Annotated in this window: 17 protein-coding genes; 12 read left to right on the plus strand and 5 right to left on the minus strand. The window is 34.9% G+C overall.

From position 1 onward, the window contains the following. Positions 1-3: 3 nt before the first annotated feature. Positions 4-525, minus strand: coding sequence for a hypothetical protein (locus HM990_RS05580; protein WP_178987986.1), 522 nt, complete (start codon positions 523-525; stop codon positions 4-6). A 1-nt stretch (position 526) separates the two neighbouring features. Then, positions 527-1,549 (minus strand): tRNA (adenosine(37)-N6)-threonylcarbamoyltransferase complex transferase subunit TsaD, encoded by a 1,023-nt coding sequence (gene tsaD / locus HM990_RS05585; protein WP_178987987.1) that lies wholly within the window; start codon positions 1,547-1,549, stop codon positions 527-529. Positions 1,550-1,712: 163 nt separating this feature from the next. Between tsaD and HM990_RS05590 the strand changes: the two genes are divergently transcribed. From HM990_RS05590 to HM990_RS05615, 6 genes are all read left to right on the plus strand, one after another. Further along, positions 1,713-6,125: a translocation/assembly module TamB domain-containing protein gene (locus HM990_RS05590; RefSeq protein ID WP_229719384.1), complete on the plus strand. Its 4,413-nt coding sequence runs from the start codon at positions 1,713-1,715 to the stop codon at positions 6,123-6,125. Between the two features lie 137 nt (positions 6,126-6,262). Further along, positions 6,263-7,249 (plus strand): 6-phosphofructokinase, encoded by a 987-nt coding sequence (gene pfkA, locus HM990_RS05595; RefSeq protein WP_178987988.1) that lies wholly within the window; start codon positions 6,263-6,265, stop codon positions 7,247-7,249. 32 nt (positions 7,250-7,281) lie between these two features. After that, entirely contained in the window at positions 7,282-8,283 is a 1,002-nt protein-coding gene (gene gap / locus HM990_RS05600) for a type I glyceraldehyde-3-phosphate dehydrogenase (RefSeq protein WP_178987989.1), read from the plus strand. A 78-nt stretch (positions 8,284-8,361) separates the two neighbouring features. Then, positions 8,362-9,225 (plus strand): N-acetylglucosamine kinase, encoded by an 864-nt coding sequence (locus HM990_RS05605; protein ID WP_178987990.1) that lies wholly within the window; start codon positions 8,362-8,364, stop codon positions 9,223-9,225. Between the two features lies 1 nt (position 9,226). Beyond that, a complete protein-coding gene (locus HM990_RS05610) occupies positions 9,227-9,589 on the plus strand; it encodes a methylglyoxal synthase (RefSeq protein ID WP_178987991.1) in 363 nt (120 codons plus the stop codon). 97 nt (positions 9,590-9,686) lie between these two features. Beyond that, positions 9,687-9,869, plus strand: coding sequence for a hypothetical protein (locus HM990_RS05615; RefSeq protein WP_178987992.1), 183 nt, complete (start codon positions 9,687-9,689; stop codon positions 9,867-9,869). A gap of 47 nt (positions 9,870-9,916) precedes the next feature. On the opposite strand, the gene HM990_RS05620 is transcribed toward HM990_RS05615, so the two are convergent. Beyond that, on the minus strand, positions 9,917-11,191 hold the full coding sequence (locus HM990_RS05620) for an MFS transporter (RefSeq protein ID WP_178991857.1): 1,275 nt from the start codon (positions 11,189-11,191) through the stop codon (positions 9,917-9,919). Position 11,192: 1 nt separating this feature from the next. Then, positions 11,193-12,821, minus strand: a complete 1,629-nt coding sequence (locus HM990_RS05625; protein WP_178987993.1) for an acyl-CoA carboxylase subunit beta — start codon at positions 12,819-12,821, stop codon at positions 11,193-11,195. 180 nt (positions 12,822-13,001) lie between these two features. On the opposite strand from HM990_RS05625, the gene HM990_RS05630 reads away from it, so the two are divergent. The 6 genes from HM990_RS05630 to ettA all read left to right on the plus strand — a co-directional run bounded on the left by HM990_RS05630 (position 13,002) and on the right by ettA (position 17,417). After that, complete coding sequence (locus HM990_RS05630) at positions 13,002-13,532, plus strand: NADPH-dependent FMN reductase (RefSeq protein ID WP_178987994.1); 531 nt, start codon at positions 13,002-13,004, stop codon at positions 13,530-13,532. A gap of 2 nt (positions 13,533-13,534) precedes the next feature. Next, positions 13,535-13,816: a GNAT family N-acetyltransferase gene (locus HM990_RS05635; RefSeq protein WP_178987995.1), complete on the plus strand. Its 282-nt coding sequence runs from the start codon at positions 13,535-13,537 to the stop codon at positions 13,814-13,816. 189 nt (positions 13,817-14,005) lie between these two features. After that, positions 14,006-14,443 (plus strand): MarR family winged helix-turn-helix transcriptional regulator, encoded by a 438-nt coding sequence (locus HM990_RS05640; protein ID WP_178987996.1) that lies wholly within the window; start codon positions 14,006-14,008, stop codon positions 14,441-14,443. Between the two features lie 90 nt (positions 14,444-14,533). Further along, positions 14,534-15,259: a pirin family protein gene (locus HM990_RS05645; protein ID WP_178987997.1), complete on the plus strand. Its 726-nt coding sequence runs from the start codon at positions 14,534-14,536 to the stop codon at positions 15,257-15,259. Positions 15,260-15,359: 100 nt separating this feature from the next. Further along, positions 15,360-15,542: a CAL67264 family membrane protein gene (locus HM990_RS05650; protein ID WP_173301102.1), complete on the plus strand. Its 183-nt coding sequence runs from the start codon at positions 15,360-15,362 to the stop codon at positions 15,540-15,542. A gap of 183 nt (positions 15,543-15,725) precedes the next feature. Further along, positions 15,726-17,417 (plus strand): energy-dependent translational throttle protein EttA, encoded by a 1,692-nt coding sequence (gene ettA, locus HM990_RS05655; RefSeq protein WP_178987998.1) that lies wholly within the window; start codon positions 15,726-15,728, stop codon positions 17,415-17,417. A 232-nt stretch (positions 17,418-17,649) separates the two neighbouring features. Here the strand turns inward: ettA and HM990_RS05660 are convergent, their stop codons facing one another. After that, positions 17,650-17,874 (minus strand): hypothetical protein, encoded by a 225-nt coding sequence (locus HM990_RS05660; protein WP_178987999.1) that lies wholly within the window; start codon positions 17,872-17,874, stop codon positions 17,650-17,652. Positions 17,875-17,967: the final 93 nt, after the last annotated feature.

Genomic DNA, 17,967 nt, shown 5'->3' on the forward strand with positions numbered 1-17,967 from the left:
TTTCTATAATTTATAGTAGAAATTGAACGACCCTTTTTTTACGATTTCACTAAAGACTTTTTCGTTCGTATATTTATTATAAAGTTTTTTGTTTATTCTTAACCTTATTGTATCTGTTTTATTATTTATTTCAACATAAGATATAGATTCAGCTTTGGTCTTTTCTAACTCGATAATTTTACCATTTAAAACAATGGTCTCTTGAGTTCCTATCGTCTCATTTAATACGAGTGAAATAAATGTTAGTAGTGATATGTAACAAGCTAAAATAGGAATAAGAAAAAATGGAAATGAAATAATTTTGAACCATTTTTTCAGGCTTTTTTTATATTCAAAGGCAGCTAAATAACATAAGTGAGAGCCGAGCAACAATACAGGAATCGAATAATATTTTAGCGCAAAACTGAAAGAATTTTCAATTTCTAGTATTTCATGTTTTTTGAGATATAAAGCACATAATATACCAGTAATGAATATAAGTGAGAAGATGCCAATTGAAGTAATATTAATATTTCTTTTCTTCATATTACAACTTCAGCCGAGCCGCAGCCATCACATCAAAATCCGAAAAATCCGCTTCCAAATATTTCAAATACCCAACAATAGCAATCATTGCCGCATTATCTGTGGTATATTCAAATTTGGGTATATAGCTCGTCCATCCAAATTTTTGTTCGGCATCTTTTAGTGCTTTTCGAATTCCTGAATTTGCAGAAACACCTCCACCAATGGCGATATGTTTTATTCCAGTTTGTTTAACGGCCAGTTTTAATTTAGCCATTAAAATACCGATAATGGTATACTGAATGGAAGCACAGATATCGTTTAGGTTAGCTTCAATAAAATTAGGGTTGGCTTTTACTTCACGCTGCACAAAATAGAGGATATTGGTTTTTAATCCTGAAAAACTAAAATTCAAACCTTCAACTTTTGGTTTGGTGAATTGATAGGCTTTCGGATTTCCCAGTTGCGCTCGCTTGTCAATTTCTGGACCAGCCGGATAGCCCAATCCTAGGATTTTACCACTTTTATCATAAGCTTCACCAACAGCATCGTCAATGGTTTCACCTATGACCTCCATTTCAAAATAATTGCTCACTTTTACGATCTGTGTGTGTCCACCAGAAATGGTCAGCGCTAAAAAAGGAAATGGTGGTTTTTTATGGTCTTTTTCGTCAATAAAATGCGCCAAAATATGCGCTTGCATGTGGTTGACGTCAATTAACGGGATATTCAAACCATAAGCTAATGATTTTGCAAACGAAGTGCCAACTAACAAAGAACCCATTAAACCTGGGCCGCGAGTAAAAGCCACAGCACTTAATTGTTCTTTTTTAATATTTGCCTTTTCAAAAGCTTGATGCACCACAGGAACAATATTTTGTTGATGTGCTCGTGACGCTAATTCTGGCACAACACCTCCATACTCTGCATGTATTTTTTGGTCGGCCACAACATTGCTTAAAATCCGGTCGTTACATAGTATGGCAGCACTTGTATCATCGCAAGACGACTCAATTCCGAGGATATAAATATTTTCTTTTTCCATAGTCGATATTCGGTACAATAATTGTTAATTTTACAAGTTAAAGTCCAATGTCTTATTTAACAACGTATTGTTAGGGCAAAGGTAGTGAAGATTTCAAACAATAAAACTCATAAATTCTATCAAACGGATACTCAAAATAATAGGAAAAATAATAGGCATCATATTGCTCTTGTTTTTCATTTTGTTTTTGGTTTTATCCATTCCTGCAGTACAGACCAAGTTAGGCAGATATGTCACAGATAGACTTAACGACGATTTTAAAACCGACATTAATGTTGGTCGTGTTGGACTTCAACTCAATGGAGATATTGAACTCAAAGATATACTGATTAGAGATTATAAAAAAGATACACTGATTAGTGCGAGTGAGTTAAATAGCTCAATTATCAGTTTTCAGAATCTTATCAATGGCAAACTTAACTTTGGTGATATTGATCTTCAAAATGTCATTTTTAATTTAAAGACTTACAAAGGCGAAACAGATACTAATTTAGACGTATTCGTTGCTAAGTTCGATGATGACAATCCAAGAACGGGACCAAGTGAATTTCTGTTTTCTTCAAGCGATGTTTCTATAGACGGTGGAATCTTCAGATTGATAGATGAAAATTTGGAAACCCCAAAAATCTTTGAGTTTTCTGAACTGAATGCAAATACGACCAATTTTTTAATTAATGGTCCTGAAGTAAGTTGTAGAATCAATAAATTGAGTTTTAGGGATAGCAGAGGTATTGCGGTCAAAAATTTAATGGCAAATTTTGAATACACCTTGGACCACATGAATTTTGGAGACCTTAACATTAAAACCGAACTATCGGAATTAAAAGGTAATTTAAGATTTAACTATAAACGTGAAGATTTAAAGTTCTTCAAAGACAAAGTAAATGTGGTGGCAAGTTTTCGGGATTCTGACATTTCTCTGACAGAACTCAATGCGTTTTTTGATGAATTTGGCACCAACCAACATGCAGCATTCAATGCCGATTTATCTGGAACTTTAAATAATCTGGAAGCTAAAAATCTTAATGTGAGTACCTCTAATAATACCAGAATTATTGGAGATATCACGTTTAAAAACTTGTTTAGCAATGAAGAAGATAGTTTTGCGTTACGTGGAAGATTTCAAAATCTCGCTTCAAATTATAACGATTTAACTGCGCTATTGCCAAGAATACTTGGGAATTCCATTCCCAGTATAATTTCTAAAGTTGGTAATTTCAAAATAAATGGAACCTCTTATATCACAGCAAAACGTGTTGAAGCTGATATTGAAATCGATACGGATTTAGGGTTTATAAATTCAGATTTGCTATTGACAAACATCGATAATATTGATAATGCCAGTTATGTAGGAAATGTGGTTTTTGATGAATTTAATATTGGAGCACTTATCAATGACCCTTTGGTTAAATCCACATCTCTAAATCTCGATGTAGATGGTAAAGGTTTTACCATAGATAACTTAAAGACCAATGTAAAAGGAGAGGTTTTTGTTTTAGACTACAATAATTATACGTATCGAGATATAACGCTTTCTGGTACGCTTGGGAATAAAATATTCAATGGTATCGTAAAAGCAGAGGACCTTAATTTGCAACTCGATTTTAATGGGTTAGCAGATTTTTCTGAAGACCTAAAGAAGTTCGATTTTAAAGCTAATGTTGGTTATGCAAATTTGAGCCAACTGAATTTTGTGACACGAGATAGCATTTCAGAATTTAGGGGTTTGGTAACTATGTCTGCAAAAGGAACAACTTTAGATAATGCTATCGGAGCGATTAACATTAAAAATACAACCTATAAAAATCAGGATGAAACTTATAGTTTTCAAGATTTTGATATCGTGTCTTCGTTTGAAAATAACGAACGTACCATTGCTATAAACTCCCCAGATATTATTAACGGACAAATTACAGGTCAGTTTAAAACTAAGGATATTTTGGGCTTGGTTGAGAATTCCGTTGGAAGTATTTATACGAATTATATACCCAATAAGGTTGATGAAGGTCAGTATATAGATTTCAGATTCAATATTTATTCTAAGATTGCCGCTGTCTTTTTCAAGGAATTAACTTTGGGAAAGAACACTTTTATTGAAGGACGAATAGAAACGGATGAAAAAGGGTTTGAGCTCACATTCAATTCGCCCGAAATTAAATTTAAGGATTATTTTGCCAATAATATCAATGTCAGTATAGACAATAGCAATCCCTTATACAACACCTATATTGAAGTTGACACTTTAAGTGCTGGCATATACAATGCCTCACAATTTAGCCTTATCAATGTGACCAAACGCGACACATTATTAATTAAATCTCAATTTAAAGGCGGAAAAAACAATGCAGATGATTTTAATTTGAATTTGTTCTACACTATTGATGAGTCCAATAAATCCGTAGTTGGCTTTAGAAAATCTGATGTAAAATTTAAAGGATACGATTGGCTTTTAAATGCACAAAAAGACACGCTGAACAAAATTCGATTTGATAGAAAATTCAATACGTTCGATATTTTTCCTATTAAAATAACACAAGGCGATGAGGAAATTTTGGTGTCTGGTAAAGTGCAGGATTCTACCAACAAGAATTTTAATGTCGATTTTAAAGATGTACAACTCGTTAAAATTACACCACGAATAGATAGTCTGGCATTAAAAGGTATTGTAAATGGAAAGTTAGATGTGGTTCAAAATAATGGTGTGTATCTGCCGAAATCCAATGTTGAAATAAGTGGTTTGTTTGTCAATGATTACGATTTGGGTAATCTTAAAGCGAATATCGAAGGCAACAATTCCATTACCAATTATAATGTCGATGTGACTTTGATAAATGATAATTTAAAATCATTGGACGCCAAAGGAACGATTGATGTTTCAAAAAAGAATCCACAAATAGATTTAGATGTTACGTTTGAAGAATTTTTGTTAGACCCATTAAATCCTCTGGGAGAAGGCGTTATAAGTAACATCAGAGGTTTGGTTTCGGGTTACGCTAATGTCACAGGAAGCTTGAATAAACCAGCTATTTATGGAGAGTTGCTATTAGATAGGGCAGGATTATCCATTCCATATCTCAATGTAGATTATGGTTTCGATTTTGATTCTAAAGTATCGCTAAGAGGTCAGCAATTTATTTTCAATAATGTCGCTATGACGGATTCCAAGTATTTTTCAAATGGAAATTTAAATGGTTTTATTGCGCACGATAATTTTACGGATTGGAAACTAGGTTTAGAGTTGACAACAGATCGACTTTTAGTCTTGAATACTGAAGAATCCGAAGACGAATTATATTATGGAACAGGATTCATTTCAGGAAGAGCAGAAATAAAAGGGCCAACTGACCAATTAGTCATTCAAGTAATTGATGGAAGAACAGAAGCAGGCACTGAGTTTTTTATTCCTCTTAATGATGCAGAAAGCTTTGGTGACAATACTTTTATTCATTTCTTAAGTCCTGAGGAAAAAGCGGCCAGATTAAAAGGGGAAATATCGCAAGTAATAGAAGTTAAAGGATTGGTTTTGGATTTTGACTTGAACGTCAACCAAAATGCAGTCATTGAAATAGTCATAGATAAAGAAGCAGGGAGCACTATAAAAGGACGAGGCGTAGGTGGTTTGAATTTCTTGATCAATACCAACGGAACATTTAATATGTGGGGCGATTTTGTGGTTTATGATGGTACCTATAATTTTAAGTATGGTGGTGTGGTTGAGAAGAAATTTAAAGTAGAGCAAGGTGGAAGCATTGTCTGGGAAGGTGATCCTATGGATGCCGAATTAAACCTAAAAGCAATTTATGCAGCTGATGCCAACCCTTCTGTTTTATTGGATAATCCGATCAACCAAAGTATCGATGTTGAAGTCGAAATTCACTTAACAGGAAAATTAGAACAACCAGACCCAGAGTTCAACTTTAGATTTCCCAACGTGAGTTCCACGATAAAATCGGAGCTGGATTATAGGCTGTCTTCTAAAGACGAACGCGACAATCAAGCCTTGATGTTTTTGGCAACTGGTGGGTTTTCCAGTAGTTTGGGAGGTGTTAATTTTACAGGAACAATTTCAGAGCGACTCACAGGCATTGTGAATAATCTCTTTGGGACCAATAATGGTAATTTAGATGTTGGTATCGATTTTGAGTTGGGACAAGATACGCCAGAATTGCAAACCAATAATAAGGTAGGCGTGACGCTACAAACTAAAATAAGCGATAAAATTTTGGTGAACGGAAAGGTTGGTGTACCATTCGGAAGTGCTAGCCAAACCGTGATAAGTGGCGATGTGCAAATCGATTTATTATTGAATGAAGATGGCACACTTAGGGCCAAAGTTTTCAATAGAGAGAATAGTATTCGGAATTTTGGAGAAGAAATAGGCTATACACAAGGCGCTGGTTTATCATATAATGTTGAATTCGATTCATTTAAGGAATTGCTTCAAATTATTTTTACGGGTAAAAATAGAAAAGATATAAAATCAAATAAAACGAAAGAAAATAAGAAAAAAGATGATGAAGATTTGATGCCAGAGTATATGACTATGAAGGAAAAAAAGACAGAAAATAAGTCTTAAGCCTTTCAAATTCCCCATAGTTATTAAAATACTTATTAACGAAAACGTTTGAATTGGTATTTCGACGGTTTATTTATGATAATAGTCACTTTTTTATATGTAGAGTTTCTTAATTTTACTGTAAATTAATTTAGAGAATGCTACATACCATTAAAAAAATAGGTGTTTTAACTTCTGGAGGCGACGCGCCAGGAATGAATGCCGCAATTAGATCTGTAGTTAGAGCTTGCGCTTTTCACGATATCAAATGCTACGGTATTTATAGAGGTTATGAAGGGATGATAGAAGGCGATTTCGTTGAAATGGATGCACGAAGCGTAAAAGGTATCATTAATAAAGGTGGAACGATTTTAAAATCTGCACGTTCAAAAGAATTTAGAACCAAGGAAGGTAGAACAAAAGCTTACGAAGCATTGACAAAAGCAGGAATTGATGCTTTTGTGGTTATCGGTGGAGACGGTAGTTTTACTGGCGCTATGATTTTTAATCAAGAATTTGGATTTCCAGTAATGGGAATTCCTGGTACTATAGATAATGATATTTTCGGTACTACGTATACTTTAGGATACGATACAGCTTTGAATACAGTGGTGGATGCCATAGATAAAATAAGGGATACAGCAAGTTCGCATAACCGATTGTTCTTTATTGAAGTTATGGGACGAGATGTTGGACATATTGCTTTGAATGTTGGTATAGCTGGTGGCGCTGAAGAAATTTTAATTCCTGAAGAAGATTTAGGATTGGGTAGGCTTGTTGAATCGTTGAGGCGTAGCAAGAAATCTGGAAAAACATCGAGTATCGTAGTGGTTGCCGAAGGGGATAAAATAGGAAAGAGCGTTTTTGAACTTAAAGATTATGTAGATCAAAATATGGAAGGTTACGATGTGCGGGTTTCTGTACTTGGTCACATGCAACGTGGTGGCTCACCTTCTTGTTTCGATCGTGTGTTTGCAAGCAGAATGGGAGTGAAAGCGGTTGAAAGCTTGTTAATAGGAAAGAGTAACTATATGGTTGGTATGAAAAATGACCTTATGGAGTTAACACCATTTGACCAAGCTGTAAAAGGAAAATCAAAAATTAACATGGAACTTTTAAGAGTTTCGGATATAATGACAATTTAATAACGAATAAAAATTAAAACAAAGATAGAGTAATGGCAAATTTAAAATTAGGAATCAACGGATTCGGTAGAATAGGAAGAATCGTTTTTAGAGCAACAGTAAAACGTAACGACGTAGATGTTGTGGCGATTAATGATTTATTGGATGTAGAGCATTTAGCGTATTTATTAAAGTACGACTCTGTTCACGGAAGATTTGACGGAACAGTAGAAGTAAAAGACGGACACTTGGTAGTGGATGGAAAGACCGTAAGAGTAACAGCAGAGCGCGACCCAAAAAACCTTAAATGGGATGAAGTTGGTGCAGATGTAGTTGCAGAATGTACGGGTATTTTCACAACTTTAGAAACCGCTCAGTATCATATTGATGGAGGCGCTAAAAAAGTAGTAATTTCAGCTCCTAGTAAAGATGCACCTATGTTTGTAATGGGTGTAAATGATAATGAATTAACTGCAGATCAAACCATCGTATCCAATGCCTCTTGTACAACAAACTGTTTAGCGCCTATTGCTAAAGTTATCGATGATAATTTTGGGTTGGAAGAAGGTTTAATGACAACTGTTCATGCTACTACTGCAACTCAATTAACGGTAGATGGACCATCTAAAAAAGATTATAGAGGAGGTAGAAGTGCGCTTTTAAACATTATTCCGGCTTCAACTGGTGCAGCAAAAGCTGTAGGTAAAGTGATTCCTAAGTTAAACGGAAAGTTAACAGGTATGGCATTAAGAGTTCCAACTGCTGATGTGTCTGTTGTCGATTTAACGTTTAGAACTCAAAAAGAAACCTCTTTAGAAGAAATAAAAGCCGCATTTAAGAAAGCTTCTGAAGGTGCTATGAAAGGTGTTTTAGGATACACTGAAGATTTAGTAGTTTCACAAGATTTTGTTAGTGATGCACGTACAAGTATTTTTGATGCCGAAGCAGCCATTGAATTGAACTCAAGATTTTTCAAAGTAGTTTCTTGGTACGATAACGAATTTGGTTATTCAAACAAATTGGTTGATTTGGCCGAAAAGGTAAATAACTTTTAAGACATAGTATTAATTCTGAAAATTCCGTAGGATTATGCATTGTCATAGGCTACGGAATTTTTATTTATATTCATTATCATGATTTTAATTACAGATGGAGGTTCTACAAAATGCGACTGGATTGCCATAGATAAAAACGGTAAACAAGCTGTTGATAAAATTAGAACCAAAGGTTTAAATCCGGCTATTGTTGCAGAGAAAAAACTAAACAAAACAATTCGAAAAAGTGAAGAACTAATGGCGATTGCCAATGATGTTACTCATGTTTACTTTTACGGTGCAGGTTGTGGAACTGAAAAACCGAGCCTACTGTTGAAATCAATTTTAGAAACCTATTTTGTTAAGGCAGAAGTTGAGGTTAGGGAAGATACATATGCTGCAGTAAGAGCATGCATCGACTCTAATGATGAAGCTGCTGTAGTTTGTATATTGGGCACAGGCTCTAATTGTAGTTATTTTGATGGTAAGGATTTACATCAAAAAGTTAAAAGTCTTGGTTTTATATTAATGGACGATGCCAGTGGAAATTATTTTGGTAAGCAATTAATTAGAGACTATTACTTTAATAAAATGCCAGATACTATTAGTGTGGCATTTGCTCACAAACATAATCTTGAAGCAGATTATATAAAATATAACTTGTATAAACAAACCAACCCAAGCGCGTATTTGGCAGATCATGCCGAATTTATGTTTATAAATAAAGATTCAGCATATATAAGTAATATAATTACTAAAGGGATACGTTTATTTACGGAAAATATGATTCTTCAATATAAGAAAGAATTAGATTCTGGTGTTCCTGTTCACTTTGCAGGTTCCATTGCCTATTTTGGACAAACGGAAATTAAACAAGTTGCTGATGAATATGGATTTAAAGTGGGTAATTTCGTAAGACGACCTATTGAAGGTTTAGTGGACTATCACGTTAAAAATCTTTAATATGGAAATTGCAATCATAGCGCATGACGGTAAAAAAGCTGAAATGGTTCAGTTTTTAAATCAACATAGTGATATTTTACAGCAAAAAAATATTACGCTGGTTTCAACTGGTACAACTGGAGAGAAAGTAAGTAGTGCTGGTCTTGCGGTTAATGCTTTACTTTCTGGACCATTAGGTGGAGATGCTCAAATTGCGGCAAGAGTAGCAGAAGGTCGTTGCGATATGGTGTTGTTTTTTCGGGATCCATTAGATCGTCATCCGCATGAACCAGATATTTTGATGCTCATGAGATTGTGTGATGTTCATAATGTGCCCTTGGCAACTAATCCAGCAACAGCAGAATTGCTTATAAAAGCCCTATAATTTTTAATAACCTGTTAATAAAACTGGGCAAGTCGGTTGTAAAACTTATAATTTGGTTATATCTTTGTGCCAACAAAACGTAAACGAAACAATAATTATGTTCGAATTTGATCAGTATTTAGGATTTTTAGCATTTTTAACCATATTAACTATTGGATTTTGGTTAATGATTTTCCTTTTAACCTTCGTTATTCCTTATTGGATTTTTGGATCTTCAATAGAGCGTTTTAAAGAAATGAAAGCAGAAAGAAAAGCTAAGCGTGAAGGTTTAACGCATTAAAAGCATTTTTATATCATAAAGAAAAAGAGCGCATTTGTGCTCTTTTTTTATGCTCTATTTTTTGAATAGTTATAAAGCATGAAGGATGCCACTAATCCAGCCAAAGTAAATAAACCCATGACACCAAAAGCATGTTGCAACCCAACAGCACCTTCATTGGCATCTAAAAAATAACCCATTACGAGTCCTGCAAAAATATCTGGTGTATAGCCAACAACTGAAATAAAGCCAACAGCAGTTCCTGTAACCGCTAATGGAATATTGGCTTCTTCAAGCGTTGCGAAATATAAAACCCTTGCTGAATACACACCTAAAGCCATGGTTCCAATGGATAGTATAAATAAGAGTGTTGTAGAGTCATCAATAATTCCTACATAGAAAATGAGGCTTGTGATTGTCATTAATAAAAAACCAATAACAATCCATAAGGAAGCTTTAGTTCTATCAGCAAGCATACCAATTATAACTCCAACAACAGGTCTTATATACAGAAGAGATGTTCCCACTTTCGCAGCTTCGATTTTATTATAACCCATCACTTGTTCAGCATATTTACTAAAAAGATCCGTCATTTTATAACCGTAATAAGCACAGAGAATAATAATCATGAGTAGCCAAACGGCTCTGTATTTCATAACTATTTTAAAATTTTCTATGGTCAATAATTTAGAGGGTTTTTCAGATTTTATGGTTTCTGTTTCCGTAAATTTTAAGAAGAAAAAGACGATAATGCCAATGCAAAATACGGCAATAGAGGTGTAAGTTATCACTTCTTTGAATGCTAGACGACGTTCTGCAATTGAGGTTAATTCAACCTCTTTGGTAATAAAAATTGAGAATATAAGGACACCAACAGATCCAAACAGGGCTGCGACCAAACCTCGACCACCATCTAAAAATCCAAAAGCGATACCTTGTTTATGAGTGCCGCCCCAAATTCTTGTGGCTTTGATCATTGCAGCCCAAAACAGGAAAATAGTGGTAAAACCCCAAAATCCATAAAGTAAATGTAGCTGATATAGACTTGGATATGTTGCTAGATAGAAGCCTCCGAGAGCAGTTAGAATAAGCGCAACTGACATTAATATATGCGGTTTAAATTTGTCTGCCAATGGTCCGCCAAAAAGATAGGAAACCAAGGCAACTGTGCCATAAGCCGCAAAACAACTTCCTATTTCGGTGTCAGTAATAGAAAAAGATTCTAAAAACGTAGTTCTAAAAATACGCTGTAAAACAAAAGGCAAAATAAAAACAGCCTCTGCTGCTAATATCAATAATAGAATTACATACAGAGGCTGCTTTTTAGTTTCTTGTTGCGGCATATCAAACTTGCAAAACACCCATATTAAAAGGCTTTTCAATGGGAGCGTGGTTGGCTGCTTCTATTCCCATGCTGATCCAAGTTCTGGTATCTAAAGGGTCAATGACACCGTCGGTCCAAATTCTTGAAGCCGCATAATATGGAGAGACTTGGTCGTCGTATCGATCTTTTATTTTTTTGTATAATTCTTCTTCTTTTTCTTTGGTAATGGTTTCGCCTTTCTTCTTAAGAGAAGCCGTTTCAATTTGTAAAAGAACCTTTGCCGCTGAGTTTCCGCTCATAACAGCTAATTCTGCACTCGGCCATGCCGCAATTAATCTCGGATCGTAAGCTTTTCCGCACATCGCATAGTTTCCTGCGCCATAACTATTGCCAAGTACAATGGTGAATTTTGGTACCACAGAATTGCTTACTGCATTTACCATTTTGGCGCCATCTTTTATGATTCCGGAGTGTTCCGATTTACTACCAACCATAAATCCTGTGACATCTTGTAGAAAGACCAAAGGGATTTTCTTTTGGTTACAATTCGCAATGAAACGTGTGGCCTTATCGGCTGAGTCATTATAGATCACACCTCCAAACTGCATTTCACCTTTTTTTGTCTTTACCAATTTACGTTGGTTGGCAACGATTCCTACTGCCCAACCTTCAATTCTAGCATAAGCCGTGATAATCGTTTTACCATAATCTTGTTTGTATTCGTCAAATTCAGAATCATCTACCAAACGTTTTATAATCTCCTTCATGTCATATTGATCCGCTCTGCTTTTAGGTAGAATGCCGTAAATATCTTCCGGATTTTCTTTAGGCCTTTTAGATTCAGCTCTATTATAACCAGCTTTGTCAAAATCACCAATTTTATCAACTATCGATTTTATTTTGTCTAATGCATCCTTATCATCCTTAGCTTTATAATCCGTAACGCCCGAGATTTCACAATGCGTCGTAGCACCTCCTAAGGTTTCATTATCGATGGATTCGCCAATAGCTGCTTTTACCAAATAGCTTCCAGCTAAGAAAATACTTCCGGTTTTGTCAACAATCAAAGCCTCGTCACTCATAATCGGCAAATACGCGCCGCCTGCAACACAACTTCCCATAACCGCAGCAATTTGGGTAATTCCCATACTGCTCATCACGGCATTGTTTCTAAAAATACGTCCAAAATGTTCTTTGTCTGGGAAAATTTCGTCTTGCATAGGCAGAAATACACCAGCACTATCTACTAAATAAATGATTGGTAATCTGTTTTCTATGGCAATCTCTTGGGCACGTAAATTCTTTTTTCCTGTTATGGGAAACCAAGCACCAGCTTTTACTGTGGCATCATTGGCAACGACAATACATTGTTTACCTTTAATGTAGCCCATTTTTACAACAACACCTCCAGATGGACAACCACCATATTGTTCATACATGCCTTCTCCAGCAAAAGCACCAATTTCTATGGATTTGGCTTTTGGGTCTAAAAGATAATTAATACGCTCGCGAGCTGTCATTTTACCTTTGGCATGATGTTTCTCAATACTTTTTTCGCCACCACCTAATTTGACTTGAGCGAAACGCTTTTTAAGATCGGAGACTAAAAGTTTATTGTGGTCTTCGTTTTGGTTGAATTTGATATCCATATTTTACGGCCCACGAAAGTGGGCATATTTTGAGATTATAACTTGTCTTTCTTTTGCACGAATTTACAAAACGAATCGATGTTGCGAAAGTGAATGTTTTGTTAAAATATAATACATGGAATTATATTCCTTGGAATATAAATTATTTAATTGTAAATTTATAATTCAAAAAAAATACATATGAAAAAAATCATAGCCTTTGCAGGCAGTAATAGTTCAGATTCAATTAATAAGCAGTTAGCGACTTATACAGCTTCGCTTGTTGAGAATACTCAAGCTACAGTTTTAGATCTTAATAATTTCGATTTACCAATCTACAGCAAGGATTTGGAGGCGAAAGAAGGCATACCTGAGAATGCTACCAAATTTTTAGATCTATTGAAAAAGTCAGATGGCATTATTATTTCATTAGCAGAAAACAATGGAGCATACGCTGCCGTATTTAAGAATTTATTTGATTGGCTGTCCAGGGCTGAACAGAAAAACTGGTTAGGTAAGCCTATGTTGTTAATGGCAACGGCGCCTGGAGCGAGAGGCGGACAGTCGGTTTTAGAAATGGCATTAGAGCGTTTTCCCCGTCATGATGCGCATATAGTTGGTCAGTTTTCGTTACCATCTTTTGGTGATAATTTTTCAGAAGGAAAACTTACAAATGACGAATTAAATAAAGCATTATTAAAAGAAGTAAAAAAATTAAAAAACAGTCTTTAATTATGGAATTAAAACATGAAGAAACTACAAATAGAAATAGATTTTATCTTTTAGATGAAGGGAAAGAAGTTGGGGAAAGCACTTATGTATATGTAAAAGATCATATCATCGACATTAACCATACTGAAATAGATGATAATTACAGAGGTCAAAGTCTTGGGGAAAAATTAATTGATGCGGTTGTTACTTTTGCAAGAAAAAAAGGCATACATGTATCAGCAAGTTGTCCATATGCCAAAAAAGTACTGTCAAGAACGGATAAGTACAATGATGTCAAGGTATAGCTGGTTTTGTCTTAGCGAAATGAGAAGAAAGACGAAAAACAATAGTATAAAGAAAAAGACTTAATATTTAAGACAAAAAACGCATGACTTAAGATTGAAAGTTAGCAATCTTAACTGCTTACTGAAGACTGTCAATTTTTCCCTTAGGGGAAATGTGCGAAGGACAATGGGGAACTGAGGACTAAACAAATGGGAAATTTAGTAAAAGATATCAATTCAAGCTTTGAGAATAATCGAGTTAAGGCATTGTTGAATGTTATTTATACAGCCAACTGGATTACAAGCGCTCAAAACGAATTTTTTAAACCTTTCGGAATATCACCACAGCAGTACAATATTCTTAGAATTTTAAAAGGGGCAGGCGAGCCAATAAAAGTTCAAACGATTAAAGATAGAATGTTAGAACGTTCGCCAAACGCAACACGATTAATGGATAAGCTTTGCGCTAAAAATCTAATAGAGCGTTTGCCTTCTGAAAATGATCGACGCGTCGTAAAGATTGTAATTACTAAAGTAGGAGTGGAATTATTGAAGGCAATACCAAAAGACCTAAATAAAGATTTGCTCAAAAATTTAAATGAAGATGAGGCAGAGCTATTGAGTAATCTTTTGGACAAAATGCGTTAAGATTGACTGACCTGCAAGGCCTTTAAACTCTTGTAGGTAGTATTGATAAAATAAACAAGAGCTTCTCGATTTTAAGAAAATAAAATTAATATGAAAAAAATAATACACAAAGCAGAAAGCAGAGGATTTGCTAACCATGGATGGTTGCAGGCCAACCATTCTTTTAGTTTCGCCAGTTGGAATAATCCTGAACGCGTTCATTTTGGAGCGTTAAGAGTCCTAAATGATGATATCATTGCACCAAAAATGGGCTTTGGTACACATCCTCATGAAAATATGGAAATTATAACTATTCCATTAAAAGGCGTTCTAAAACATCGCGATAATATGAATAATGATTGGCAACCCGTAGTTCCTGGAGAAGTTCAAGTGATGTCAGCAGGAACAGGCGTACAACACTCTGAAATTAATGGATCTTCTGATGAACATTTAAGTTTGTTTCAAATTTGGATCATTCCCCAAAAGCGAAATGTTCAACCGCGTTACGACCAAAAGATGTTTAAAGATGAAGATCGAAAGGGAAAACTTCAAACCTTAGTGACTTCCTTTGAAGATGAAAATGAAAACAGTTTAAAAATTCATCAAGATGTAAAAATTTCAAGAATTGATTTATTAGAAGGCAATACCTTTGATTATGTTATAGCAAATGAAAATCAAGGTGTTTATGTTTTGAGCATTTTTGGAAAAGTAGAAATAGAAGGTGAAACTTTAGATACTAGGGATGCCATTGGTGTTTCAGAAGCTGAAAGTTTTAATATAAAATCAAAATCGGATTGCGAATTATTATTGATCGAAGTTCCTATGATGACTTTATAAATTTCAAATGTTTTATAATAGAAGCATCACAAATTGTGGTGTTTTTTTTATTTAAAATGCGATATTTGTATTTAACTAACTAATAAAACTAAGATTGAATATGGCAATGAACAAAAATACAGTACTGTCTTGGGCTACATGGATTATGATATTTGTAGGATGTGGCTTAATTGCATTAGGCGCATTTCGATATGATGATGTTGCAGGTTGGGGATTTGCTGCCGTTGGAGGTGGCTTTTTTTGTATTGCATGGGTTTTCAATGCATTAAAAGGAAGAGTTTAAAACCCAAGCAAAGGGTGGCTTATAAAAATTAAAATAGATACTTTGCAAAGCAAGTATTTTAATTTTTGTAAGTCGTAAAAATAAAACAAAAGGAAGTTTTTAAATTAGTTTTCAGTCCCAGTTGCAGTAAAGTAATCAATCACGCTCAAATCAAAAATTGTAAATCAAAAATCGTAAATCATTATGTCTGACGATAAAAAAGTAATTTTCGCAATGTCTGGTCTCACAAAGACCTTTCAAGGTGCAAACACACCAGTTTTAAAGAATATATATTTAAGTTTCTTTTACGGCGCTAAGATTGGAATACTCGGTCTTAACGGTTCAGGTAAATCCACTTTACTGAAAATAATAGCCGGAGTAGATAAAAACTATCAAGGTGATGTGGTGTTTCAACCAGGTTATACCGTTGGGTATTTAGAACAAGAACCACAATTGGATGACGATAAAACGGTAATGGAAGTCGTGAGAGAAGGTGCCGCTGAAACCGTTGCCATTTTGGATGAATATAATAGTATTAATGATCAGTTTGGTTTAGAAGAAGTCTATAGCGACGCCGATAAAATGGAAAAGCTCATGAATCGTCAAGCGGAATTGCAAGATCAAATTGATGCGGCGAATGCTTGGGAATTGGACACCAAATTAGAAATTGCCATGGATGCCTTACGCACACCAGATGGCGATAAGAAAATTGGTGTACTTTCTGGAGGTGAACGTCGTCGCGTGGCCTTATGTCGTCTATTATTGCAAGAACCAGATGTTTTATTATTGGATGAGCCTACCAATCACTTGGATGCGGAATCGGTGCATTGGTTAGAGCATCACTTAGCACAATATAAAGGAACTGTCATTGCCGTAACACACGATAGATATTTCTTGGACAATGTGGCTGGTTGGATTTTAGAGCTCGATAGAGGTGAAGGGATTCCTTGGAAAGGCAACTATTCGTCTTGGCTAGATCAAAAATCAAAACGTATGGCTCAGGAAAGTAAAACGGCTTCTAAACGTCAAAAGACCTTAGAACGTGAGCTAGATTGGGTACGTCAAGGTGCCAAAGGACGACAAACCAAACAGAAAGCACGTTTAAAGAATTACGATAAACTGATGAGTCAAGATCAAAAACAACTTGACGAAAAATTGGAAATCTATATTCCAAATGGACCACGATTGGGAACTAATGTTATTGAAGCTTCTGGTGTTGCTAAAGGATATGAAGATAAATTATTATATGATGATTTAAATTTCAACCTTCCACAAGCAGGAATTGTAGGTGTTATTGGTCCAAATGGAGCTGGTAAAACCACAATATTCAGAATGATTATGGGTGAGGAAACACCTGATAAAGGCGAATTTAAAGTAGGGGAAACGGCGAAGATTGCCTATGTGGATCAAAAACATTCTAATATTGATCCAGAAAAAACGATTTGGCAAAACTTTAGTGACGAACAAGAGTTGGTAATGATGGGTGGAAAGGAAGTCAATTCCAGAGCCTATTTAAGTCGGTTTAATTTCTCTGGAGGTGAGCAAAATAAAAAGGTAAAACTACTGTCTGGTGGTGAACGTAACCGTTTGCACCTAGCAATGACTTTAAAAGAAGAAGGTAATGTATTACTTTTAGATGAGCCAACTAACGATTTAGATGTGAATACATTACGAGCATTGGAAGAAGGTTTGGAGAACTTCGCTGGCTGCGCCGTTGTGATTAGTCACGACAGATGGTTTTTGGATAGAATCTGTACGCACATATTAGCTTTTGAAGGCAATTCACAAGTCTATTTCTTTGAAGGCGGATTCAGTGAATACGAAGAAAATAAGAAGAAACGTTTGGGTGGTGATTTGATGCCGAAACGAATTAAGTATAAAAAATTGGTGAGATAAAATTAAGCGATTTTAAACAGAAAAAGCCAGCAATTTTGCTGGCTTTTTCTGTTGGTAAATATTTTTAAGGTTTGTTTTCTATGGGGTGTATGTTTGTTTAATTTTTAAAAATTGAAATACGTATAAAATAATAGTGGCAATAAATCCAATTAACAAAATATTGATGATTGTTTTAGTAGGTCAATTTTTAAAAATTTCTGATGAAACTGAAGAAATCAATGACATAAGTGATTTAGTTATCGCCATAGAGATGTCCACTGGGAATATCTTCATCAGAATCTTCATAATCCTTATAAGCATTGGTCTGCATTAATTTCTTGTTTTCAGCTTTTAATTTATACATCTTCACAATGGCTATAAGAATAAAAACTAAAAATATAGACGCTACAGCGATTAAAATCATGGTAAGTTGCGTAGTTGTCACGATCAATGCTTTGGTAAGCAGGTTTTTAAACATAATTTACGTCTTTAGAATTGGGTTCTGGATTGCTAAGATAGAAAAAAACTTAATGTTAAATACTTAATTTTAAAATATTTACCATTTTTAATC

This window comes from Winogradskyella schleiferi (assembly GCF_013394655.1).
In the GTDB taxonomy this organism is placed as follows: domain Bacteria; phylum Bacteroidota; class Bacteroidia; order Flavobacteriales; family Flavobacteriaceae; genus Winogradskyella; species Winogradskyella schleiferi.

What these genes read in the sequence shown, in the direction of transcription:
- HM990_RS05580 (WP_178987986.1), bottom strand. Translation starts at nt 525, where the DNA reads ATGAAGAAAAGAAATATTAATATTACTTCAATTGGCATCTTCTCACTT.
- tsaD (WP_178987987.1), bottom strand. Translation starts at nt 1,549, where the DNA reads ATGGAAAAAGAAAATATTTATATCCTCGGAATTGAGTCGTCTTGCGAT.
- pfkA (WP_178987988.1), top strand. Translation starts at nt 6,263, where the DNA reads ATGCTACATACCATTAAAAAAATAGGTGTTTTAACTTCTGGAGGCGAC.
- gap (WP_178987989.1), top strand. Translation starts at nt 7,282, where the DNA reads ATGGCAAATTTAAAATTAGGAATCAACGGATTCGGTAGAATAGGAAGA.
- HM990_RS05605 (WP_178987990.1), top strand. Translation starts at nt 8,362, where the DNA reads ATGATTTTAATTACAGATGGAGGTTCTACAAAATGCGACTGGATTGCC.
- HM990_RS05610 (WP_178987991.1), top strand. Translation starts at nt 9,227, where the DNA reads ATGGAAATTGCAATCATAGCGCATGACGGTAAAAAAGCTGAAATGGTT.
- HM990_RS05615 (WP_178987992.1), top strand. Translation starts at nt 9,687, where the DNA reads ATGTTCGAATTTGATCAGTATTTAGGATTTTTAGCATTTTTAACCATA.
- HM990_RS05620 (WP_178991857.1), bottom strand. Translation starts at nt 11,191, where the DNA reads ATGCCGCAACAAGAAACTAAAAAGCAGCCTCTGTATGTAATTCTATTA.
- HM990_RS05625 (WP_178987993.1), bottom strand. Translation starts at nt 12,821, where the DNA reads ATGGATATCAAATTCAACCAAAACGAAGACCACAATAAACTTTTAGTC.
- HM990_RS05630 (WP_178987994.1), top strand. Translation starts at nt 13,002, where the DNA reads ATGAAAAAAATCATAGCCTTTGCAGGCAGTAATAGTTCAGATTCAATT.
- HM990_RS05635 (WP_178987995.1), top strand. Translation starts at nt 13,535, where the DNA reads ATGGAATTAAAACATGAAGAAACTACAAATAGAAATAGATTTTATCTT.
- HM990_RS05640 (WP_178987996.1), top strand. Translation starts at nt 14,006, where the DNA reads ATGGGAAATTTAGTAAAAGATATCAATTCAAGCTTTGAGAATAATCGA.
- HM990_RS05645 (WP_178987997.1), top strand. Translation starts at nt 14,534, where the DNA reads ATGAAAAAAATAATACACAAAGCAGAAAGCAGAGGATTTGCTAACCAT.
- HM990_RS05650 (WP_173301102.1), top strand. Translation starts at nt 15,360, where the DNA reads ATGGCAATGAACAAAAATACAGTACTGTCTTGGGCTACATGGATTATG.
- ettA (WP_178987998.1), top strand. Translation starts at nt 15,726, where the DNA reads ATGTCTGACGATAAAAAAGTAATTTTCGCAATGTCTGGTCTCACAAAG.
- HM990_RS05660 (WP_178987999.1), bottom strand. Translation starts at nt 17,874, where the DNA reads ATGTTTAAAAACCTGCTTACCAAAGCATTGATCGTGACAACTACGCAA.